At 40.9% G+C, this 22,538-nt stretch carries 18 protein-coding genes; 15 read left to right on the forward strand and 3 right to left on the reverse strand.

Annotation, left to right across the window (positions count from 1 at the left end; genetic code table 11):
- Positions 1 to 246 precede the first annotated feature (246 nt).
- The 11 genes from O7C57_RS06235 to O7C57_RS06285 all read left to right on the forward strand — a co-directional run bounded on the left by O7C57_RS06235 (position 247) and on the right by O7C57_RS06285 (position 16,474).
- Complete coding sequence (locus O7C57_RS06235; protein WP_269723777.1) at positions 247 to 1,758, forward strand: CoA-acylating methylmalonate-semialdehyde dehydrogenase; 1,512 nt, start codon at positions 247 to 249, stop codon at positions 1,756 to 1,758.
- 12 nt (positions 1,759 to 1,770) lie between these two features.
- Positions 1,771 to 3,708, forward strand: a complete 1,938-nt coding sequence (iolD, locus tag O7C57_RS06240; protein ID WP_195848148.1) for a 3D-(3,5/4)-trihydroxycyclohexane-1,2-dione acylhydrolase (decyclizing) — start codon at positions 1,771 to 1,773, stop codon at positions 3,706 to 3,708.
- 674 nt (positions 3,709 to 4,382) lie between these two features.
- Entirely contained in the window at positions 4,383 to 5,369 is a 987-nt protein-coding gene (gene iolG / locus O7C57_RS06245; protein ID WP_154622711.1) for an inositol 2-dehydrogenase, read from the forward strand.
- 123 nt (positions 5,370 to 5,492) lie between these two features.
- Entirely contained in the window at positions 5,493 to 7,181 is a 1,689-nt protein-coding gene (locus O7C57_RS06250) for a solute:sodium symporter family transporter (RefSeq protein WP_154622712.1), read from the forward strand.
- 16 nt (positions 7,182 to 7,197) lie between these two features.
- Positions 7,198 to 9,069: a DUF294 nucleotidyltransferase-like domain-containing protein gene (locus O7C57_RS06255; RefSeq protein ID WP_154622713.1), complete on the forward strand. Its 1,872-nt coding sequence runs from the start codon at positions 7,198 to 7,200 to the stop codon at positions 9,067 to 9,069.
- A complete protein-coding gene (locus tag O7C57_RS06260) occupies positions 9,066 to 9,770 on the forward strand; it encodes a 3'-5' exonuclease (RefSeq protein WP_154622714.1) in 705 nt (234 codons plus the stop codon). Before O7C57_RS06255 ends, O7C57_RS06260 begins: the two co-directional genes overlap by 4 nt.
- A gap of 275 nt (positions 9,771 to 10,045) precedes the next feature.
- The gene (locus tag O7C57_RS06265; protein ID WP_154622768.1) at positions 10,046 to 11,179 is read left to right on the forward strand and encodes a Gfo/Idh/MocA family protein; all 1,134 of its coding nucleotides are present in this window, start codon (positions 10,046 to 10,048) and stop codon (positions 11,177 to 11,179) included.
- Between the two features lie 20 nt (positions 11,180 to 11,199).
- Positions 11,200 to 13,104 (forward strand): bifunctional 5-dehydro-2-deoxygluconokinase/5-dehydro-2-deoxyphosphogluconate aldolase, encoded by a 1,905-nt coding sequence (locus O7C57_RS06270; protein ID WP_154622769.1) that lies wholly within the window; start codon positions 11,200 to 11,202, stop codon positions 13,102 to 13,104.
- A 32-nt stretch (positions 13,105 to 13,136) separates the two neighbouring features.
- Positions 13,137 to 14,030, forward strand: coding sequence for a myo-inosose-2 dehydratase (gene iolE, locus O7C57_RS06275; RefSeq protein WP_154622770.1), 894 nt, complete (start codon positions 13,137 to 13,139; stop codon positions 14,028 to 14,030).
- Positions 14,031 to 14,172: 142 nt separating this feature from the next.
- The gene (gene iolB, locus O7C57_RS06280) at positions 14,173 to 15,012 is read left to right on the forward strand and encodes a 5-deoxy-glucuronate isomerase (RefSeq protein WP_154622771.1); all 840 of its coding nucleotides are present in this window, start codon (positions 14,173 to 14,175) and stop codon (positions 15,010 to 15,012) included.
- Positions 15,013 to 15,361: 349 nt separating this feature from the next.
- The gene (locus O7C57_RS06285) at positions 15,362 to 16,474 is read left to right on the forward strand and encodes a class II histone deacetylase (RefSeq protein ID WP_154623866.1); all 1,113 of its coding nucleotides are present in this window, start codon (positions 15,362 to 15,364) and stop codon (positions 16,472 to 16,474) included.
- Positions 16,475 to 16,523: 49 nt separating this feature from the next.
- Here O7C57_RS06285 and O7C57_RS06290 read toward each other — a convergent pair whose 3' ends face one another.
- A complete protein-coding gene (locus tag O7C57_RS06290) occupies positions 16,524 to 17,165 on the reverse strand; it encodes an NAD(P)-dependent oxidoreductase (protein ID WP_269723778.1) in 642 nt (213 codons plus the stop codon).
- Between the two features lie 193 nt (positions 17,166 to 17,358).
- Positions 17,359 to 18,327, reverse strand: a complete 969-nt coding sequence (locus tag O7C57_RS06295; protein WP_154623864.1) for an FUSC family protein — start codon at positions 18,325 to 18,327, stop codon at positions 17,359 to 17,361.
- 216 nt (positions 18,328 to 18,543) lie between these two features.
- Here O7C57_RS06295 and O7C57_RS06300 point away from each other — a divergent pair, with 216 nt between their 5' ends.
- Entirely contained in the window at positions 18,544 to 19,161 is a 618-nt protein-coding gene (locus O7C57_RS06300) for a malonate decarboxylase holo-ACP synthase (RefSeq protein WP_154623863.1), read from the forward strand.
- Positions 19,162 to 19,297: 136 nt separating this feature from the next.
- Here O7C57_RS06300 and O7C57_RS06305 read toward each other — a convergent pair whose 3' ends face one another.
- On the reverse strand, positions 19,298 to 19,936 hold the full coding sequence (locus O7C57_RS06305) for a glutathione S-transferase family protein (protein WP_269723779.1): 639 nt from the start codon (positions 19,934 to 19,936) through the stop codon (positions 19,298 to 19,300).
- A gap of 396 nt (positions 19,937 to 20,332) precedes the next feature.
- Here O7C57_RS06305 and O7C57_RS06310 point away from each other — a divergent pair, with 396 nt between their 5' ends.
- The 3 genes from O7C57_RS06310 (at position 20,333) to O7C57_RS06320 (ending at position 22,492) form a co-directional block, all read left to right on the forward strand.
- Positions 20,333 to 20,890 (forward strand): cytochrome b, encoded by a 558-nt coding sequence (locus O7C57_RS06310; RefSeq protein WP_154622051.1) that lies wholly within the window; start codon positions 20,333 to 20,335, stop codon positions 20,888 to 20,890.
- Positions 20,891 to 20,904: 14 nt separating this feature from the next.
- The gene (locus tag O7C57_RS06315; RefSeq protein ID WP_154622050.1) at positions 20,905 to 21,483 is read left to right on the forward strand and encodes a YceI family protein; all 579 of its coding nucleotides are present in this window, start codon (positions 20,905 to 20,907) and stop codon (positions 21,481 to 21,483) included.
- A 202-nt stretch (positions 21,484 to 21,685) separates the two neighbouring features.
- Entirely contained in the window at positions 21,686 to 22,492 is an 807-nt protein-coding gene (locus O7C57_RS06320; RefSeq protein WP_154624030.1) for a topoisomerase IV, read from the forward strand.
- The last annotated feature ends 46 nt before the right edge of the window (positions 22,493 to 22,538 follow it).

The following is a 22,538-nucleotide window of genomic DNA, read 5'->3' on the forward strand; positions in this document are numbered from 1 at the left end:
CCGTTAGTCGAATGTTTTTGAAAAACTAATCCGACCAAATGGAATAATCAATTCATATTGCCTTTCATACTGAGGGCTGATTAAAACGATTTTTAAAACATCTGTCTTTATCTTCAATCGACAATTTCATAAAAACTCAGTCTGGATCACATAAATTGAATGTTATTTCAGTTTTAGTTGAAAATGAAATGAATATTTCATATATCTTTAGCAACAAGGTAACTCTATCAGCTAAAGAGAGGCAACATGCAACAGATTCAGAATTTCATTGGCGGTGAACTTGTATCCAGCCAAAGTGGGCGTTTTGCACCCGTATTTAACCCTGCAACAGGTGAACAAATAGCTCAAGTTGTGTTGAGCAGTGCCGCTGAAACTAAACAGGCAATAGAGGTCGCCCACAAAGCTTTCCCTAAGTGGTCAAAACTGTCACCACTCAAACGTGCTCGTATCCTATTTAAATTTAAGGTACTACTTGAAGCCAATATGGATGATTTAGCGCGTTTAATTTCTCAAGAGCATGGTAAGGTTTTTTCCGATGCGGTTGGCGAGTTAACTCGTGGTCTAGAAGTTGTTGAATTTGCTTGTGGTATCCCACATTTACAAAAAGGTGAGCACTCAGCGAATGTTGCAACAGGTGTTGATAGCCACTCGTTAATGCAACCATTAGGTGTGTGTGCAGGTATTACACCTTTTAATTTCCCTGCCATGGTCCCCATGTGGATGTTCCCCGTTGCGTTGGCTACGGGAAATACGTTTGTACTTAAACCTTCTGAAAAAGATCCTTCTCTCGCTATTGCGCTAGCAAAATTGTTAAAAGAAGCAGGTTTACCAGATGGTGTCTTTAACGTTGTACAAGGTGATAAAGAATCGGTTGATGTACTCTTAAGAGCACCTGAAGTTCAAGCGGTTAGCTTTGTTGGTTCAACGCCAATTGCTGAGTATATCTATACAACGGCTTCAGAACATGGCAAACGTTGCCAAGCTCTCGGCGGTGCGAAAAACCATTGTATCTTGATGCCTGATGCGGATATGAATCTGGCGACAAATGCAATTATGGGCGCTGCATTTGGTGCGGCGGGTGAACGCTGTATGGCTCTATCTGTTGTGCTGGCTGTTGGCGATGAAACTGCGGATACATTGATTACTCATTTAGAAGCGCAAATCGCTAAAATGACTGTCGGCCCTGGCATTGTTGAAGGTAAAGAAAATGATATGGGGCCTGTGATTTCTGCACAGCATAAAGCGAAAATTTGTGATTACATTACCAGCGGTGAGAAACAAGGCGCTAAATTGTTGGTTGATGGCCGTGATTTTAAAGTCGCCGGCTTCGAAAACGGTTATTTTGTTGGACCGACCCTGTTTGATAATGTCACCCCTGAAATGGATATCTATAAAGATGAAATTTTTGGACCCGTACTTGCGATTGTTCGTGTTCCTGATTTCGAAACAGGGTTGAAATTAATTAACCAACATGAGTATGGCAACGGTACCGCTATTTTCACGCGCGATGGTGAAACTGCCCGTGAATTCCAAGAAAATGTCATGGCAGGCATGGTCGGTATCAATATCCCAATTCCAGTCCCAATGGCATTCCATAGCTTTGGTGGTTGGAAACGCTCTATCTTTGGACCTTTGAACGTTCATGGTAATGATGGTGTCCGCTTCTATACACGTATGAAAACGGTTACCAGCCGTTGGCCTGCAAGTGTACGTCTGGAGCATCATGAAAGTAGTTTCACAATGCCAACTATGGAATAAATGGAGCCCCATATGAATAAGCAGACAATGACCACAGCTCAAGCATTAGTTAAGTTTCTGAACCAACAATATGTTGAAGTTGATGGTGAGCAGTATCCGTTTATTCAGGGAGTATTTACCATCTTCGGCCATGGTAACGTGGTAGGTTTAGGACAGGCGCTGGAAGAGGCGCCTGGACACCTACAAGTTTATCAAGGATGCAACGAACAAGGGATGGCACACATCGCAACGGGTTTTGCAAAACAGAAAAAACGTAAGCAAATTTGTGCCGTCACATCTTCTGTTGGGCCGGGAGCGGCAAATATGGTGACAGCGGCCGCGACAGCGACCGCTAACCGTATCCCTCTGTTACTGCTGCCAGGTGATACTTTCGCAACCCGCCAGCCGGATCCTGTTTTACAGCAAGTGGAACAGTATGGTGATGGTACGATCAGCACGAATGATTGCTTTCGACCTGTTTCCCGCTATTGGGATCGCGTGTCTCGCCCTGAGCAATTAATGGCAGCGATGATCAATGCGATGCGCGTATTAACCGATCCGGCTGATACTGGCGCAGTGACAATTTGTTTACCGCAAGATGTTCAAGGTGAAGCGTGGGACTATCCTGATTATTTCTTTGCCAAGCGTGTTCATCGTATTGAACGCCGTCCTGCAACGACGGTGAGTTTAGCCGATGCTGTAAATTTAATTCGTAGTAAGAAAAAACCATTACTTATCTGTGGTGGTGGTGTTCGCTATTCCGAGGCGCATGAGGCATTTCGTACTTTTGCTGAACATTATGCGATCCCATTTGGAGAGACTCAGGCGGGTAAAAGTGCCATTGTGGCCGATCATCCGCTGAATGTCGGTGGTATTGGTACAACAGGCGGCTTGGCAGCTAACCTATTAGCGAAAGAAGCAGACTTAATCATTGGTGTCGGTACGCGTTTCACGGATTTTACGACGGCATCCAAATCCTTATTTAGTCACCCTGATGTCCAGTTTTTAAATATTAACGTTGCTGAGTTTGATGCTTGTAAATTAGATGCCTTAAAAATCATTGCTGACGCAAAAGAAGGCTTAACAGCGCTTGATGCCTTGCTACAAGATTGTGGCTATCAGGCTCAGTGGGGTGAGCGTATTCAGCAGGCCAAAAAACAATGGCAATCTGAGTTAGAAAGACTGTTTTCAATTCAGTATAACCCATTGAATTTTATTCCTGAAATTGCGGGACATCTGGATGATAAGTTAGAAGAGTACCGTGAGGTTTTAGGCTCTGAACTGACCCAAACTCGTGTGCTGGGGCTAATGCAACAGTATATGGAGGATGACGCTATTGTTGTTGGTGCAGCAGGCTCGTTACCCGGTGATTTACAACGCATTTGGTTACCTAAACATCCTGATACTTATCATCTGGAATACGGGTATTCCTGTATGGGCTACGAAGTCGCCGCTGCGGTAGGGGCGAAAATTGCCGCACCAGATCAGCCTGTTTATGCGATGGTAGGAGATGGCTCATACCTGATGTTACACAGCGAGTTACAAACCGCCATCCAAGAAAACATAAAAATTACCATTCTGTTATTTGATAACGCAGGATTTGGCTGCATTAACAACCTGCAAATGAGTCAAGGAATGGGCAGTTTTGGCACAGAGAATCGTCACCGTAATCCTAAAACGGGGCAAATGGACGGTCCTTTAGTTAAAGTGGACTTTGCTAAAAATGCCGAGAGTTATGGATGTAAAAGCTATCGTGTTCATGATGAAGCACAATTAATTGCGGCTATCGAAGAGGCAAAATCACAGTCTGGTTGTGTCTTAATTGATATCAAAGTGCTACCTAAGACCATGACTAATGGTTATGAAGCTTGGTGGCGTACAGGAACCGCTCAGGTAGCGAAAAAACCAGAAGTTGTTGCAGCAGCAGATAAAATTAAGGATATGGTCGCAAATCGAGTACGGCAGTACTAGCGCATGGCTCTGTAGGGAGAGCCATGCGCTAAGGGCGGCTTGCCGCCCGATAGTCGCGCCTTAAATCATTCTTTGATGCATCGATAACTGATTAAGGATGGGGGAATTGATACCCTTGTTAAGGGGATGTCGTCGTCATCGCCTTAAGCAGAGTCTAGTTTGCAATAACACGGGATTAGCTTGAATTGAGTTAAACAACGTAAGGTTATTTATCGGGAAGTTTGCATGGATGCATTGGCTGCAATTTGACGATTAAAGTGGTTGACGTCATTAAGTTATTTTTTGTTACCCAGCGAAAGCTGGGTTTTTTGTTTTTTGGCGGTTAGTTAACTTTTTATCTGTTGATAAGGGCAAAAAACAGAAAAATAAAAGAGAGTAACTGTAATAAAATCATCGTTAATGAAATATACATTTCAAAATAGCCGTTAAGTCTCATGTTGATGGCTTTAAGGCTTACTCTCATTGTGACTAATTACACTGCTGTTAGCCTAATTGCTTGAGTTTACATTGTTATTTTGTGATCGAAATAACACTAAAAATCCACTTAATTATAGCAATTGTTACCTAGCGCTCAAAAACATAATTTTCAATTAATTATAAATTGAAATGAATGTTTTATTTGTTATATTTCATCATATCCTAATAGTGGATTTATAGCCTCAAGGAGCATTTCAATGTTCAATATAGCACTATTTGGCGCAGGACGTATCGGACAGGTTCATGCTGTCAATATTGCCGGCCACAAAGAAACCTCACTTTATTCTGTGATTGATCCTTATCAGCCTAACGCCCTCGCATTGGCTGAAAAGTATCAAGCAAAAGTGCAATCAACAGAAGAAGCGATGCAAGATCCAAATGTTCATGGTGTTCTGATTGCTTCTGCAACGGATACTCATGCGGATTTAATCGAATTGGCAGCAAAAAACAACAAGGTTATTTTCTGTGAAAAACCCGTTCACTTAGATCTTGAACGAGTGAGACAGTGCCTCAAAAGCGTTAAAGAACACAATGTGCCTTTATTTATTGGTTTCAACCGCCGTTATGACCCACAGTTCCGCCACCTGAAAAATTTATTCGAACAAGGCGCGATTGGTAAAGCTGAATCTTTAATTATTACATCACGGGACCCATCACCTCCACCAGCGGAATACGTAAAAGTTTCCGGTGGTATGTTCAGAGATATGACGATTCATGACTTTGACATGGCGCGTTTTATGATCGGAGAAAATCCATGCTCTGTCTATGCGCAAGGCAGCAATGTTGTTGATCCAGCGATTGGACAAGCAGGGGATATCGATACCGCATTTATTATTTTGAAATTCCCTTCTGGTGCCATGGCAACAATTTCTAACAGTCGTCGTTCAGGTTATGGCTATGACCAGCGTATTGAATTACATGGCGAGAAAGGTCTCTTAACCGCAGGTAATATCAAAGAGAATAGCGTTGAGTTTTTAAGCGATGTCGGTTGCTTATCAGCGAAACCAGAGTTTTTCTTCTTACAGCGCTATCACGAAGCTTATAAAGCGGAGTGGAATCACTTTGTTGATATTCTTGCCGGTCGTGCTGAGTCAGAAACAACGGGTACCGATGGTGAGTTGGCACTGTATCTAGCAGATAAAGCGCTTGAGTCATTAAAAACAGGAAAAGAAGTTCAACTTTAACTTTTAATTACCTCTTATTTACCGATTACTAACTATAAAAAGCGGGAAATCATACTCCCGCTTCATCAGTCACCTTACATATATTTATGCGCTAATTATAAATAGAAAGGCTTGGGGGTACTAATGCTGGCTCTACTTTCATTTATCGGCTTTACCTTATTAGTTGCAGGGATTGCCTATTACAAAACACGAAATGCTCATTTAACCTCTTCTGCGGAAGGATATTTCTTAGGCGGTCGTTCTATGACAGGCCTATATATTGGTGGCTCAATGCTGCTAATGAACTTATCGACAGAGCATCTTGTTGGGCTTAACGGTTTATCTTTCCGAACCGGCTTTATTGTTATGGCTTGGGAAGTCATGGCGGCATTAACTATTGTGTTATTCGCCATTTATTTTTTACCGAAATATCTTAAATTAGGTATTTCTACGATTCCTGAATATTTAGAACGCCGCTTTGACAAAAACACCTTGTTAATTACATCCATTCTATTTTTAGCAATGTATGTTATTTCTTTGCTACCAATTGTTCTCTATACAGGTGCGATTGCCCTTGAAAGTTTATTCCAAGTTTCACATGTTTTTAATGTCGATAAAACGACAGCATTGTGGATTATGGTATGGGGTGTCGGTGGTTTAGGTGCTATTTATGCTATTTTTGGTGGTATTAAAGCAATCGCGATTGCAGATACCGTTAATGGTGCAGGGCTTATTATCGGGGGGCTATTAGTCACGATATTTGCATTATTATATGTTGGTGATGGTAATGCGTGGGCGGGTCTAAGTGAAGTTTATCAAGCTCACCCTGATAAGTTTAACTCCATTGGTGACGAAGATTCACTGGTACCCTTTTCGACGCTATTTACTGGTTTGATCGTTTCCAATATGTTTTTCTGGTGTACCAACCAATCAATTGTACAAAAGTCGTTAGGAGCGAAGAACTTAGCTGAAGGGCAGAAAGGGGTGATGCTGTGCGCATTCTTTAAGTTAATTATCCCATCTATTATTATTCTGCCTGGTATCATTGCATTCCATATTCTTAGTGGTGAAATTGATAATCCTGATAATGCATACCCTGTATTAGTACACATGGTGCTGCCTGAGTTTTTAGTTGGCTTTTTCGCCGCGGTGGTTGTTGGTGCTGTATTCTCCACCTTCAGTGGTGGCTTGAACTCATCCGTCACTTTATTCACTGTGAATATCTATAAAGATCGCATCAATAAGAATGCTACTGAAGCTCAAACCGTGAAAGTCGGTAAATATTTAGGTATTGCTTTAGCGCTGGCGACAATGATTATTGCACCTTTAGTGGCTAATGCACCGGATGGGTTGTTTTATTTAATTCAGCAATTACAAGGTATCTTTAACGCACCTATTTTAAGTGTCGTGTTAGTTGGTTTAATGACTAAACGCGTGCCTGCTATTGCGGCAAAATTAGGGCTATTATTTGGAATGTCGGCCTATTTAATTTGCAACTTTGTCTTAGACCTGAATATTCACTTCTTCCATTTAGTCGGTATTCTGTTCGTTGCTAATATTATCTTTATGTTGACGATTGGCTATTTCTTCCCCGGTAAACCTTATGAAGAAGTGTATACAGAGCAAGTGGACATTTCGCCATGGCGCTTTGCAACGCCTGTAGCTTGTCTAATCGTGTTGGGCGCAATTTCAATGTACGTCTATTTAGCTCAAGGTGCACCAAGCTACGTCATGGTTGGTTACTATATTTTCGCTGCCATCTTGTTAACGTTTATTATTTATAAATTTTCAAAAGCATGGCTAGCAGGCAAAACACAATCAGTGAATGCATAAAGGAGAGTAACAGATTATGGAGCCATCACTTATCCCGATGGTTAAGCAATTCATCTCGCAGCGTGACCCATTTGATCGCTTAGATGAAATGCAATTAAACCAGTTAGTCAATAGTGTTGAAATTAGCTATTTGACACAACGGGAGGTGTTAAAACCGCAACAAATTGCTGGCCAAGGTTTGTATCTGGTGAGAACTGGGGCGGTGGAACAGCGTTACGCTGATGGCTCTTTAAGAGCAAGGCTGGGGGCCGGTGATGTTTTTGGTTTCAGTGTGTTAAATAAAACAGCGGATTCCCCAGGCGAGTATCAAGTGATCGCGATAGAGAATACATTACTCTACTGTATTCCTAGGGTTTCTTTATTGTTAGCAATGGAGCAAAACCAAGCTGTTCGTCATCATTTTGCTTGTGAAGAAGGTGAACGGTTAGCATCACGCCCTAAGGTCGATAAACTGACAGAAGATAGTCTGTTGTATTTAAACCCAGTATCCTCGATAGAAAATGGCAATATCGTCGTCATTACTCCGGGAACGAGTGTTCAAGATGCCGCTCAAGAAATGGTACGTAAGCACCGTTCATCGGCATTAGTGATGGATGGGGAAATATTATTAGGCATTATTACTGACCGAGATCTCACAAAGCGTGTTGTTGCTTTGGGATTAGATATTAAAACGCCGGTCAGTAAGATTATGACAGAAAATCCAATTACAATTGCGGCGAACGCCCCCATCATAAATGCCATTGAGCTGATGATGCAACATAACATCCGTAGCCTACCGGTGATGACAAACCACCGTATTACGGGGGTTTTAACCGCAACAAGCTTAGTGCAAAAAAACAGCATGCAAGCGGTGTACTTAATTAGCCGAATTTATCGTCAAGATAGCTTAGATGATTTGAAGGCATTAGGCGTGCAACGGCAAGCGGTATTTGAATCTCTGATAGAGGCTGGGGTTCAATCGCACACGATTCAATTGATGATGACATTAATTGCTGATGCCTTTAATAAACAGCTTTTGAAACTGGCTGAGCGAGAACTCGGGAAGCCCCCTTGTGACTATTGCTGGTTTGCTGCTGGATCACAAGCGCGACAAGAGATGCATTACCTTTCCGATCAAGATAATGGCATCATTTTAGCTCGTGAAGTGACTAAAGAAGAAGAGGGCTGGTTTAGGCAACTAGCAGAGTATGTTTGCTATGGCTTGGATGAATGTGGGTATTCTCTCTGCCCCGGTCATATTATGGCAACCAACCCGAAATGGTGTAAGCCTTTGACTCAGTGGCAAGCTTATTATCAGCAGTGGTTAAAAGAGCCTGAGCAGCTTGCTTTATTAAATATTTCTGTTTTTTTAGATATTCGTTTTCTTTATGGTAGCCAAGTACTTTTCAACTCATTGCTTCGTTCCGCGGAATCTCATTTAAAAGGTAATAAGCGATTACTGTCGATGCTAGTTGCCAACTCCACGCGAATCAATCCACCGTTGGGCATGTTTAGGCAGTTTGTGTTGGTCAAAAATGGCGAAAACCACAGTGTATTTAATATTAAAAAACAAGCGGTAAACCTATTAGTCGAATTGGCACGCGTATATTCATTAGAGGCGGGAGTGTTGACACCATCAACAATGACTCGCTTTGAAGTTGCCCGAGATTCAGGCATTATTAGCGCTGCTTCCTGCCAAGAATTAACTGAAGCATATTTATTTATCAATCAGGTTAGATTTGGCTGCCAGCGTAGGGCATTATTAGCTGGGGATGTACTCTCCAATTTAATCGTTCCCCAACGGCTCACCCAATTTGAGCGAAACCACTTAAAAGATGCGTTTCGTATCATCGCGAGGACTCAAGAAGCTGCGGAACAACGTTATCATGCTAAAGGGATAATGAAATGATAGGTTCATTGTTGTGCTATCATCAACCTTTGACCCGTTTAGCGCGTCGGCGAGCAAAATTATTACGTACTCGTCAGCTACCCACATTATTGCAGGAAGTGCTGGAAGCACCTTTACCTACTGATGATAGCCCATTAAAAACACAAAAAATTCTTTCCATTGATTTAGAAACAACAGGGTTGGATCCCGCAAAAGATCGAATTTTGAGTATTGGGATGGTTACTATTGCAGAGAATAAAATTCTCCTCAAAAGTGCTCAACATTATTATGTGAATGATGTGGAACCTGTTAAAGCGGAAACTGCGGTAATTAACCATATAACGCCAGAGCAATTAAGTGGTGGCATCTCTTTATCTCATGCTGTCGCTTTTTTCTTACATGAAGCAAAAGATAAATGCATTTTGGCGCACGGTGGTGCCATAGAGCAAGCCTTTCTTTCTAACGCATTAAATATAAAAGAATTACCATTAATTTGGTTTGATACACTGAATATCGAAAAAAGCGTGTTAAGCCATAAAAATATTAATCGAAATGATTTCAGTTTATCGGCATTAAGAAACCATTATCAGTTGCCTGATTATGACGCACACAATGCGCTTTCAGATGCGATTGCCACCGCAGAATTATTTCTCGCCCAATCTAAAGTCATTTATCCCTCTCAACATCCTGTTATTAAACAACTTTATAAGCGTTCACTGTAGCGCTTATCTGTTTTTTTGAAATTTTCATTTCATTTTCAACGCTGTTTTATTTCATTTATATCATTCTTAACGAAGCGTTTTATTTTTATTTCTTTATAAATTAGATGATTACATAAAAAACTCAGGCTAGATCACATAATGAAATTAATATTTCTCGTTATGTTGAAAATGAAATAAATATTCCGTATAACATCAGTATTAAATAAAAACATCAGACACAGACATCAAACTAGCTTGCACTATAAATGATGAGCTGCATGAAGGGAGAATACAGAATGAAAGAAATCCGCATTGGTCTGATTGGTACTGGCTACATTGGCCGTGCCCATGCAATAGCTTATGCGCAAGCACCAACCGTATTTCCATTAAAAGGAAAACTCGTTCGCGAGATGGTGGCAGAGGTGACCCCTGAATTAGCTGAAGCGCGCGCAAAAGAGTTAGGTTTTAATCGTTCAACCGATGACTGGCGCAAACTGGTTGCCGACCCAAATATTGATGTTGTTGATATTTGCTCTCCTAACTTTTTACACAAAGAAATGGCAATGGAAGCGATTAAACATGGCAAACATGTTTATTGCGAAAAGCCTCTCGCATTAAATTCTCAAGATGCCAAAGAAATGGTTGCCGCGGCTGAAAAAGCAGGGGTGAAAACGTTAGTGGGCTTTAACTATATGAAGAACCCAACTGCACAGTTAGCTAAAGAAATTATTGCTAATGGTGAAATTGGGGAAGTGATTCATTTTTATGGCACACATAATGAAGATTACATGGCTGATCCAACCGCACCGATCCATTGGCACTGTTTTAAAGAAAAAGCCGGTTTGGGTGCTTTAGGGGATTTGTCTGCTCATATTGTCAATATGGCTCAATTCTTAGTGGGCGATATTGAAACAGTCTGTGGCGATATGGAAATAGTAATTAAAAAACGCCCAGAAAAAATAGGTTCTTCAGTGATGGTTGATGTTGAAAATGAAGACCAAGCACATGCCATGGTGCGTTTCGCTGGTGGTGCAATGGGCGTGATTGAAACATCGAGGATTGCGGCCGGGCGTAAGATGGGGCTGACTTATGTGGTAACAGGCACAAAAGGCACCTTATCCTTTACCCAAGAGCGTATGGCTGAACTGAAACTCTATCGTCACGATGAGCCTGCAAACCGTCAAGGGTTCAAAACGATTTTAGTTGGGCCAGAACATCCGGATTATGCGCCGTTTTGTAATGGTGCAGGGCACGGTATTGGATTTAATGACCAAAAAACAGTTGAAGTACGCGATTTAATTGATGGTGTTGCGACCGGTGAAAATATGTGGCCTGACTTTGAGGAAGGCTGGAAAGTGTCGCGTATTCTTGATGCTATCGCACGTTCTTATGAAGAACAACGCTGGGTTAAAGTCACTGAAATCAATTAATTCTGTTCAAGGGGTAATTAATGGATAAGCAGAAGAAGTTAGATGTTATCTGCATGGGGCGTATCGCCGTTGACCTTTACGGACAGCAAATTGGTGCGCGCTTAGAGGATATGAGTAGCTTTGCTAAGTATCTCGGAGGATCTTCTGGGAACGTTGCGTATGGTACGGCAATACAAGGTTTGAAATCATCGATGCTAGCCCGTGTTGGGGATGAGCACATGGGACGCTTCATTCGCGAAGAGTTACAACGTGTAGGCTGTGATACCAGCCACCTGATCACCGATAAAGATAGGCTAACAGGATTAGTGATCTTAGGGATTAAAGATGAAGATACTTTCCCTCTGATTTTTTACCGCGAAAACTGTGCCGACATGGCGATTACGCCAGATGACTTTAGTGAAGAGTATATTGCTTCAGCACGTTGCCTTGCTATCACAGGGACTCACTTATCCCATCCTAAAACCCGTGCAGCGGTCCTTAAAGCATTAGACTATGCAAAACGCAATGGCGTGAAAACCGCAATCGATATTGATTATCGCCCTGTACTTTGGGGATTGACTTCACTGGGTGACGGAGAGACACGTTTTATTGAGTCAGACAAAGTGACCGAGCAGCTGCAAGAAGTATTGTCGCTATTTGACTTGATTGTTGGCACCGAGGAAGAGTTTCACATTGCAGGCGGCTCGACCGATACCATCCAAGCATTAAAAAATATCCGAAAACTAACCAAGGCGGAATTAGTCTGTAAGCGTGGCGCATTGGGATGCTCAGTATTTACCGATGTGATCCCAGAAACCTTGGATGAAGGAATTACTGTAAAAGGTGTACGCGTTGAAGTCCTGAATGTATTAGGGGCTGGTGATGCCTTTATGTCGGGGTTATTGCGTGGTTATCTCAATGGTGAAGGTTGGGAAAAAGCCTGTACTTATGCGAATGCTTGTGGGGCGTTAGTCGTTTCTCGTCATGGTTGTGCACCAGCGATGCCAAGCAAAATTGAATTAGATAACTATCTTGAACGAGCCGCTGCTGTACCTCGACCAGACTTGGATCCGATGCTTAATCATTTACATCGTGTGACAACGCGAGCCACACACTGGGAAGAATTGTGCGTAATGGCTTTTGATCATCGCATTCAATTTGTCGATATGGCGCGTGCTGCTGGTGCTGATATTTCATGTATTCCATACCTGAAAAAATTGATTTTCCGTGCAAGCTGTGAAGTGGCGGAAGAGGCTAACTTGCAAGGCAAAGCAGGACTACTGTGTGACAGTACTTTTGGCCAAGATGTGCTGAATGATGTGACTGGTCGCGGTTGGTGGATAGGGCGTCCTATTGAACTACCCGCGTCAAGACCACTATGTTTAGAGCACGGTAATATTGGCTCACAGCTAGTTAGTTGGCCAAAAGAGCATATCGTGAAATGTTTAGTTTTCTTCCACCCAGAAGATAATCATCCATTACGCCTTGAGCAGGAAAAAACCGTTCAAGAGGTCTATAGCGCTTGCTGTCAATCAGGTCATGAATTACTACTTGAAGTCATTCTACCAGCCGATATGGAACGTAATGACGAACTTTATCTCAGAGCAATCAAACGCTTCTATAACTTAGGTATTAAACCTGACTGGTGGAAATTACCGCCATTGAAAGCTGAAAATTGGGATGAAGTGGATGCATTGATCCAAGAACGTGATCCGTATTGCCGTGGTGTTGTGCTATTGGGTCTAGATGCACCACAAGCTGAATTAGAAGCCGGCTTCAATGCTGCTGCGGGCAAATCGGTTGTAAAAGGGTTCGCAGTGGGTCGCACATTATTTGCTAAACCTTCTCTCGCATGGATGAAAGGTGAAATGGACGATGATGCGCTAGTACAGACGATTAAATCAAATTACCACAACCTGATCGCCCTATGGCGTCAGCGTAAATAATTTTACTTTTACCTATACACAGGAGCTTCATCATGGCAATCCAACTCGGAATTAACCCTTTGACATGGACCAATGATGATTTACCAACATTGGGCGCAGAAACGCCACTGGAAACATGTTTAACTGAAGGCCGTCAGGCAGGGTTTGCAGGTTTTGAATTGGGTAATAAATTTCCGCGTAAGGCTGAAATTCTGGGCCCAATTTTAGAAAAACATGACCTTAAATTGGTTTCAGGCTGGTATTCAGGTGAATTACTGACTCGCAGCGTGGAAGAAGAAATTGAAGCAGTACAAGGGCACTTAGCACTACTCCGTGATTTGGGGGCTAAAGTGATGGTCTTCGCAGAAGTGACTCATTGCATACACGGCGACCAAGACAAACCGGTACATATGCGCCCTTTATTCCCTGCGGACAAGTGGGAAGAATACGGTAAAAAATTGACTGAATTTGCAAAATATACCCTATCACAAGGGGTACAAATTGCTTACCACCATCACATGGGGACAGTGATTGAGTCAGCAGAAGATGTTGATAATCTAATGAAACACACTGGTGATGAAGTGGGATTACTGCTTGATACTGGACACTTAACTTTCGCTGGCGCTGATCCCGTTGAAGTTGCTAAGCGTTGGGCTAAGCGTATCAATCACGTTCACTGCAAAGACGTTCGTCCAGATGTACTTAAAGATGTGAAAAATCGTAAAACCAGTTTCTTGAATGCGGTATTAGCGGGTGTCTTTACTGTACCAGGAGATGGTTGCGTTGATTATCCAGCAGTATTTAAAGTATTGAAAAATAGTCAATATGAAAATGGTTGGTTAGTGGTTGAAGCGGAACAAGACCCAGCTATTGCTCATCCACTAACATATGCAACAATGGGTTATAACAACCTGCATAAATTTGCTAAAGATGCAGGACTGATCTAACGAATCATCATAGTGAAGCTCAATGACTTGAGTTACAGGTTATTGAAGAGTGAAGTTATCCCGATGAATCGATAATTTTCGAGGATTCGGGTAACTGAGCTTCCACAGCTTAAAGTTTGTTTTAGAGGCCGAGGTAAGCGATATGTCAAAATTATTATCAAAGTATCATTCTCCAGATGAAAACAAGCGTACTCAGCATATTACGCCTGAATCCGCTAACTGGGGATATGTGCACTTTGATGTGTATGAACTCAAACAAGGTGAATCTATTTCCTTGCCGGCATCTGAGAATGAAGTTTGTCTAGTGTTGGTTGCGGGTAAAGCAACGGTGAAAACACCAAAGCAGACATTCGAAAATATTGGCGACCGTATGGATCCTTTTGAGCGCAAAAAACCGTATGCGGTTTATGTGACAGCACAAGAGTCGGTTGAAGTAACCGCAGAAACGGCGCTAGAGCTAGCAGTATGCCAAGCAAAAGGGAAAGGAACTTATCCTACACGTTTGATTGGGCCTGATGACATTGGTGCAGAGCAACGTGGCCATGGCAATAACAAACGTTATGTTCATAACATCCTACCTGATAATAAATCTGCTGATAGCTTACTGGTGGTTGAAGTCTTTACCGATGAGGGATGTACAAGTTCGTATCCAAGTCATAAACATGATACCGATAATGAGCCAGCAGAAACGTATCTAGAAGAAACCTATTACCATCGTTTGAATCCGCCACAAGGGTTCTGTATGCAGCGAGTTTACACAGATGATCGTGAGTTAGATGAGTGTATGGCTGTTTACAACAAAGATGTCGTCATGGTGCCGAAAGGATATCACCCAATGGCCACAATGGCAGGTTACGACAACTATTATCTTAACGTTATGGCTGGTCCGACACGTAAATGGTTATTTACATGGGAAAAAGACCATAGCTGGGTTAATAGTGAAGAGTATGCTGCTAAACATCGTGATAAAAAGTCGTCGTGAAAACTCAGAGAGTTTAGCTTGTTTTGTTAATAGCCTCTCACAGGCACGGTATACCGTATATGTGGTCTACGAATTAGCGCGCTTTGATCGGTTATTTAGAGACAATGTGAATTTTTAGAGTATGTACCAAAACCAAAATCTGTTATCTACTATTTGCCGGTAATTTATTACCGGCTTTTTTATTTATTACCATATTAATAAATGATTTTTTCTTATTGAATCAGTTATAAAGCATGTCAATGGTTGAATCTGAATTGTAATGTCAATCACATTATTAATATATTAATCTGTTCGAATGTTTCCGTTGTGTTAATTTTGTGTAAACAAAAACACAATGAGTGAGGTGTGAATGAAGCGCAAAACAGGTTTTTTCTTTGATGAGCATTGTTTTTGGCATAGTACTGGTTTGCATGCAACCACATTGCCTGTTGGTGGTTGGGTTCAGCCTCCGTCAGGCGCTTCTCATGCTGAATCACCGGAAACCAAAAGGCGTCTAAAAAGCTTGATGGATGTCTCAGGGCTAAGCCGCTCTCTTATTTTGTCTTCTGCGGAGCCAGCGAGCGAAGAGACCCTACTCAAAATCCATCCTCAAGAATATTTAACGCGTTTCAAACAGGTGAGTGATAACGGCGGTGGCTTATTGGGTAAAGAGGCTCCATTAGGTCCAGGAAGCTATGAAATCGCTAAACTGTCAGTGGGGTTAGCCTGTGCAGCCGTTGAAGCTGTACTGAAAGGTGAGTTGGATAATGCTTATAGCCTTTCTCGTCCACCGGGGCATCATTGTCTACCTGATGAATCAATGGGCTTCTGTTTTCTTGCCAATATTCCCTTGGCAATTGAATATGCAAAAGAGCGTTTTAACATAGAACGCGTTGCTGTGATTGATTGGGATGTTCACCATGGTAATGGGACCCAGCATATTTTTTGGGATCGCGCCGATGTATTAGCGATTTCGCTACATCAAGATGGATGTTTCCCTCCGGGGTATAGCGGTGAAGATGATATTGGGGTTGGTGAAGGCGAAGGATTCAATTTGAATATCCCATTGTTAGCGGGGGCAGGCCACAATAGCTATATTTATGCAATGAAGCAAATCGTTATACCTGCTTTAGAACGCTTTAAGCCTGAACTGATCATTGTTGCCAGTGGTTATGATGCCAATGCAATGGACCCGTTAGCAAGAATGCAACTTCATAGTGAAAGCTTTCGAGAAATGACACAGCTTGTGATGGATGCCGCGGATAGGCTGTGTGATGGAAAATTGGTTATTGTTCATGAAGGTGGTTATTCAGAAGCTTACGTACCATTTTGTGGCTTAGCTGTCATAGAAGAGATGAGTGGCGTCCGTACTGAGGTGATTGACCCGCTATTAGATTTTATTGGTCTTCAGCAGCCAAGGGATGAATTTGAACGCTTTCAACAGCAACAATTAGATAAACTAAAAGAAAAATTTGGTTTGTAATCTTATTCGATAGGGGCTGTTTGCTAATGTGATGCAAAGCCCCTATTTATTAATAAGCGACGGTAAATTGTTTATGAATAAACTGTGGCTTTTCTGCTTCATCAAGAATAGCCACAGCCAGATCTTCAACGGAAATTTTGGCTGGAACATGACCATTCATGAGCAACTGGTTACCTGCAAGCCTAAATGTTTGAGTACGCTCTCCTGATTCTAATATGGCCGCGGGAGACACAAAGGTCCAATCCAGTTCCTGCGTATTCTGTAGTACCTGCTTAAATTCTCTTACAGCCTGTGCACCAGGTTTAATTTCCTCAGGAAAATCGGGAGAATCAATCAATTCTATACCGGGGGCTATCTCTAAACTGCCGGCACCGCCAACAACAATTAATCGCTTGACACCGGATAGCTTGACCGCTTGTAAAATAGCTTGATTACCTATCACGGTATCTTGGTATAGATTAGGATTTTGCCAGCCACCATTAAAAGCACTGATCACAATATCCTGTCCTTTCAGTCGGGCTGTTAGCCATGAAATATCAGTAATGTCACCTGAAGAGGTTATCAAATGGGCATGTTGTGGAAGTCTATTACTGTGACGTGAAATGGCAGTCACTTGGTGTTGGCGTAGCAGTGCTTCTTCAACCAATGGCTTACCAACAAAACCTGTTGCTCCAATAATTGATATTTTCATCTTTTGCCCCGCAATTGATTGACAATATGAGTTATAGTCATTTTATAACCATAATTGATACAGATTTTCTACGTAGCTTTCTTTGAGTATATCTCATTCTGTATGACTATAGTGGTATTCCCTTATCAATTTACTGAACATTACGAGCCGCTTTGCATCTCATTGCGTTGCAATCGGACCGCCTTGCAACGCATTATTTGGCATCTCGAAATAGTTTTAAGACGATACTCGTGATAATGGCGATGGCACCACCTAGCGCAGTTTCTAATACTCTATCAAAGAGCAGCACGTATGCAGGATGCCGCCAATAGATGACTTGTTCGAGAACCGAAAGAATTAAACTGGTTACAATAAAAGTCATAAAAGTATAGCCGTGATGGAAGCTCATCGGCATTAGAAATGCAAAAACAACGATGGAAATTAGGCCGATATAGGGCATTAGCGGTGTATTGAATAAAAAATAAAGTAAAATAACTGAAAGTAAACTTCCCGCTACACGCTGAAGTGTTATATGAATAATACTTTGTGATTTTGGATGTAAAACAAATACAAAGGTGAGTAACGTCCAATAGAAATGGCCCAGATCTAACATTCGTGGTATGGCTAACGAAAGCAATAAACCTATCGCGTAAGTCATTGATCTAGGAATGATATACTTACGTAGTGTGAATAGGTTTTGTTCAACAAGGCTGCCCGTTAGGATAGTGTGACGATGCATCTTTTGGCTTAAGAGATAACAAGTCATTAGAGTGACGCTACTACCGATTAAAAAACCAAGCGCAAGGCTTTTTGAAATATCAGGTAAAATAGTGCCGATGGTTGACATGATAATCATAAATTTCATGGTCAAATCCATCACAGGATCCGTGCCATACAACTGGTAATAAATAAATGAAAAAATGGCGAGATAAATATAAAAACCTGTGCCTAACCGTAATGTATCCCCGATAAAAATCGCAGCCATGATCATGGCAAGCCAAAAAGCGGTATAGAAATAGTTCTTGTACTCTTTCGCGGCATTAAAAAGGTTAAATGCATATAAGGTTGAGAAAGCGGCCCACATAGAAGCTTGCACATCCATAATAGCAAAAGCGACTGCTGCACTTAATAGCATACAGCCACTAAACATGAGACCGTCATGAATCGCTGGTATTTTTCTCATAAAAAGATGCTCACAATTTGCAGTGTAAGTTATTATTTATTAAGGTAATTTATACTAACACAGATCTTAGTTAAACGCTGTCTATCAATCAATCCATTTGAATTCACAGACAAAAGGCAAACTTCAGCCAAAATAAAGCTAACGGTATTTTTTGCATGCTAAAAAATGCATAATAATGGCAGAGCATGTCGTTATAATGAAAATAAGGAATAAGTGATGCAAGTGAATCCCCATGATTTTGTCTGGATCAGTAGCCTTGATGATTTGCCGAAGGAATCACTGCCTGAATGGGTTATTTCTCAATGGAATAAGCAACTACCATTGGTTGTGCGTAGAGAGGCAACGGCTCAAGAAAAACTTTCAGTGGGAATTCGAGGAATAAAGCCGGGTCAGCGCTTTATCACGCAAATTGATAAGTCAGCTATTACTCACATTATGAATGTAGAATCATTAGTTGCGAATTCCCGTGAATTGCAACGTTCTATGTTTATCGCATTACCGCCTGTACAAGTACTGTTATTACTTTCACAGCATAATTGGCCGTGGGCGTGGGCTGTGACCGGAAGCTGTGCTTATACATTAGTGACTGACATCCAAAGCATGCTTGCCGATTGTGATCTTGACGTATTAATCCGTTGTCCTACACGCCATAAAAAAGAAGATTTTGCTGAGTTCGCGATTAAAGCGAATACACCTTTATGTCGGATTGATATTCATATTGAAACGCCAAAAGGTGGCTTCTCATTAGCGGAATGGTTTAAAAATGAACAGGTGACACTCCATACACCGCGAGGAGCAGTCATAACGGCGGACCCATGGGATGAAAATTTGTAATTGATGACATAACAGACTGATTATGCTTGTTATTTGTTCGTGTTGCGCAAAAATTAATTTTGATGTTCGTACAGATGATTTTTTTCTAATCGATAGAAAGTCGTGAGTTGGGCTGTTTTCAGCCCAAATGCACGTATCATAGATGTTCTACAAAAGGTTCAGCTAATCCCGCTTGAAGCCATTCTTGCATCGCCGATAATGCGACCATACGGTCAACCCATTGCTGAGCAGCATTGCTGATCGGTAATTGATAACTGCGAATTCTAAACGCAACGGGGGCATAAAAGGCATCTACGGCAGTAAATTGATCTCCGGCTAGCCACGGTCCACCAAAGGTTGTGAGGCCTTCTTGCCATAATTGTTGGAGACGCTTGAGATCTGTTTGTAGTTCTCGGGAAATTTTTTCTAATGAGGCATGATGAGAAAGATTCATTGCGCATTCTTTACGAAGGGTGGTAAATCCAGAATGCATTTCCGCACTCGCACTGCGCGCCCATGCCCGCGCGTGTTTATCTTTAGGCCATACTTGTGGATACGCTTCATACACATATTCGCAAATCGCTAGGGAATCCCAAACTGTTTGTTTTCCATCAATAAGGCAGGGGACAAGGCCTGAGGGAGAGAATGCTTTAAATTTGTCATAGCTATTGTGACCGCTTCCAATGTCAAAATAGCAAAGGTTTTCTTCGAAAGGGATACCTAAAGTTTTGAGTAATACCCAGGGTCGGAGTGACCACGAAGAATAATTTTTATTAGCAATCCAAAGTTTATACATAATATACCTACCGGATGATCAGCGAAGAGTCATAGAAATTAAGAAGGCTCCTAAAATTAGCATGTTAAAAAATTTAAAGAAAGATAAATACAGTAGTCTTATATATTAAAAGTATATGCTATGAATTAAAATTATAATAAAAAAGTCACCTTAGATACGAGTAATTAAATAAATGGTTTCTATTATTTACATAAACTGAAGTTAATTTTATTTACATTAATTATTTAGGCTAGACAAAAAATGTTTTTTTAGAAAACAATGATTATGTTGATAGTATTTGAATATCTTCAACAAAATATTTGTTTAAGTTAGGGATAGGAATAATTTTTAAATCCCCTTATGATTACAGTAGGTTATTAAAAAGTGATCGCCTTTTAATTTGTAGGGTTATTAATTATGCAATGGAAAAATAGTACCACTCGCTATGGGCATTTATCGCTGCTCATACATTGGTTAGTTGCAATTGTTGTATATGGAATGTTTGCATTGGGTTTATGGATGGTGACTCTCGGTTATTATGATAGCTGGTATCATCAAGCACCTGAAATTCATAAAAGTATAGGTATTTTATTATTTATTGTTATGGCATTTCGTGTGGTTTGGCGTTTTATTTCTCCCCCACCTAAACCTCTTGAGAGTTATAGCCGTTTAACCAAAATAAGTTCTGCAACTGCTCAAATTTTGATTTATATCATCTTGTTTAGCATTTTGATAAGTGGATATTTAATTTCTACAGCGGATGGTCAACCAATAAGTGTGTTTGGTTGGTTTGATGTGCCGGCTTTATTTACTGGGGCGGCAACGCAAGCCGATACCGCGGGTGAAATTCATCTATATTTAGCTTGGGCAGTTGTTTTGTTATCAGTTTTACATGCTTTTGCGGCATTTAAGCATCACTTTTTTGACCGTGATATTACTTTAAAAAGAATGTTGGGTTTTAATCCCGATAAATAAACGTGGAGATAATTATGTTGAAGAAAACGGTTCTTGGTCTGGCAACAGGTGCATTATTTTTAACAGCGGGTTCTGCATTAGCGGAAACCTATAAATTTGATAAGCAAGGTCAGCACGCATTTATCGAATTCCGTATCCAACATTTAGGCTATAGCTGGGTATATGGTAGCTTTAAGGATTTTGATGGTAGTTTTACTTATGATGCGAAAGACCCATCAAAAGATAAAGTCGAAGTAACAATTAAAACAGGCAGTATCGATACCAACCATGCAGAACGTGATAAACACTTACGTAGTGGTGATTTCTTGAATGCCTCTAAATACCCAGAAGCAAAATTTGTTTCTACTGAAGTGAAGAAAGAAGGTGATGTTTACAAGATCACCGGCGACTTCACATTAAATGGTGTTACGAAGCCCATTACATTAGATGCAAAATTGATGGGTGAAGGTAAAGACCCATGGGGTGGATATCGTGCAGGTTTTGAAGCACAAGGCAATATTAAGCTGAAAGACTTTAACATTAAATCTGATTTAGGACCTAAGTCCCAAGAAGCTGAACTACTGATTTCAGTAGAGGGCGTACAAGACAAGTAATTAATTTTTCAGCTAAAAAGCGCTCAGTGTCCTTTTGTCACTGGGCGCTTTTTTTTAGCTAGGTAATTTCCTTTTTTCCTATAGCTAATTCACTTTATAAAGGGGTAGAATGTATTAATAATTAATTGACTTAAAAAATAATATTTTAGATAAGTCAATTAAGGTTATTTATTTATAGGCACTGTTATAAAGGTAGGGGCCCTTGAAGACAAATAGTTCACGCAAAACAGCATTGATTGTTGTTATTATTTTTATTGCATTTGCGCTCGGTTTTTATTGGTTAGGTAAAGATAATAATACATTATCGACGCAAACGGATGCTGAAGCTCAGACAACTTCTTTAGAGGCACCATTAAGCGCTGTTCAAGTAGAGGCATTAGCTAAGCTTGAAAAACAAATGCCTGTCATTGGCACAATTAAAAAATTAAGCCCAGAAGCGTATTCAAGTTTTGAACAAATTGTTCGTGATTATGAGCCATCGAATGAATTACTGACTCGCCATATATTTGACCAGATCGTTGGCAGTGTCATGCAGTTAGTTATTGAGCGTATACCTTATGCTTCAGATAAATCAGTTATCAACTTTACGAGTAAAGTAAATGATTATTTGAATGTGTTGTTAGAAACTGACCCTTCAGGGAAAACATGTTTCTACTCTCTATTTCCATATTTACGGGATTCGGCAGCGATAATTCCCCCAGCAAAAAGTCATGCGGTATTGTTTAAACAGTTGGAAGCAACTAATGATTTATTACTTTCAACTGAATCAGGCATCAAACAGCCAATGGTCTCACGTGAAGAACAAGCTGCAATTTTGGACGGCATTCAGAAAAAGCTTGTTGCAAAATATGGCGATCAAACATTATTGCTTGAAAATTTAGATAAAGCGAAACAGCAGCCAGCAGTGACTTGTCGTATAACGATGAGTTTTTACGACCAAATTCTCGCTATACCTGACAATCAGAAAAAAGCTGCTTTTTTACGAGCGCTATTTTCAGCCGCTAATTAGTTGATTATGGATTGCAATATCCCATGAAAAAATGATGGGATATTGC

The sequence above is a fragment of the Providencia sp. 21OH12SH02B-Prov genome (genome assembly GCF_027362595.1).
GTDB lineage: Bacteria > Pseudomonadota > Gammaproteobacteria > Enterobacterales > Enterobacteriaceae > Providencia > Providencia zhejiangensis.

Excerpts from the sequence above, each read along its gene's own strand:
- O7C57_RS06265 (WP_154622768.1), top strand. The coding sequence starts at position 10,046 with ATGAAAGAAATCCGCATTGGTCTGATTGGTACTGGCTACATTGGCCGT.
- O7C57_RS06295 (WP_154623864.1), bottom strand. The coding sequence starts at position 18,327 with ATGAGAAAAATACCAGCGATTCATGACGGTCTCATGTTTAGTGGCTGT.
- O7C57_RS06270 (WP_154622769.1), top strand. The coding sequence starts at position 11,200 with ATGGATAAGCAGAAGAAGTTAGATGTTATCTGCATGGGGCGTATCGCC.
- O7C57_RS06250 (WP_154622712.1), top strand. The coding sequence starts at position 5,493 with ATGCTGGCTCTACTTTCATTTATCGGCTTTACCTTATTAGTTGCAGGG.
- O7C57_RS06235 (WP_269723777.1), top strand. The coding sequence starts at position 247 with ATGCAACAGATTCAGAATTTCATTGGCGGTGAACTTGTATCCAGCCAA.
- O7C57_RS06260 (WP_154622714.1), top strand. The coding sequence starts at position 9,066 with ATGATAGGTTCATTGTTGTGCTATCATCAACCTTTGACCCGTTTAGCG.
- iolB (WP_154622771.1), top strand. The coding sequence starts at position 14,173 with ATGTCAAAATTATTATCAAAGTATCATTCTCCAGATGAAAACAAGCGT.
- iolD (WP_195848148.1), top strand. The coding sequence starts at position 1,771 with ATGAATAAGCAGACAATGACCACAGCTCAAGCATTAGTTAAGTTTCTG.
- O7C57_RS06305 (WP_269723779.1), bottom strand. The coding sequence starts at position 19,936 with ATGTATAAACTTTGGATTGCTAATAAAAATTATTCTTCGTGGTCACTC.
- iolE (WP_154622770.1), top strand. The coding sequence starts at position 13,137 with ATGGCAATCCAACTCGGAATTAACCCTTTGACATGGACCAATGATGAT.
- O7C57_RS06310 (WP_154622051.1), top strand. The coding sequence starts at position 20,333 with ATGCAATGGAAAAATAGTACCACTCGCTATGGGCATTTATCGCTGCTC.
- iolG (WP_154622711.1), top strand. The coding sequence starts at position 4,383 with ATGTTCAATATAGCACTATTTGGCGCAGGACGTATCGGACAGGTTCAT.
- O7C57_RS06300 (WP_154623863.1), top strand. The coding sequence starts at position 18,544 with ATGCAAGTGAATCCCCATGATTTTGTCTGGATCAGTAGCCTTGATGAT.
- O7C57_RS06315 (WP_154622050.1), top strand. The coding sequence starts at position 20,905 with ATGTTGAAGAAAACGGTTCTTGGTCTGGCAACAGGTGCATTATTTTTA.
- O7C57_RS06285 (WP_154623866.1), top strand. The coding sequence starts at position 15,362 with ATGAAGCGCAAAACAGGTTTTTTCTTTGATGAGCATTGTTTTTGGCAT.
- O7C57_RS06255 (WP_154622713.1), top strand. The coding sequence starts at position 7,198 with ATGGAGCCATCACTTATCCCGATGGTTAAGCAATTCATCTCGCAGCGT.
- O7C57_RS06290 (WP_269723778.1), bottom strand. The coding sequence starts at position 17,165 with ATGAAAATATCAATTATTGGAGCAACAGGTTTTGTTGGTAAGCCATTG.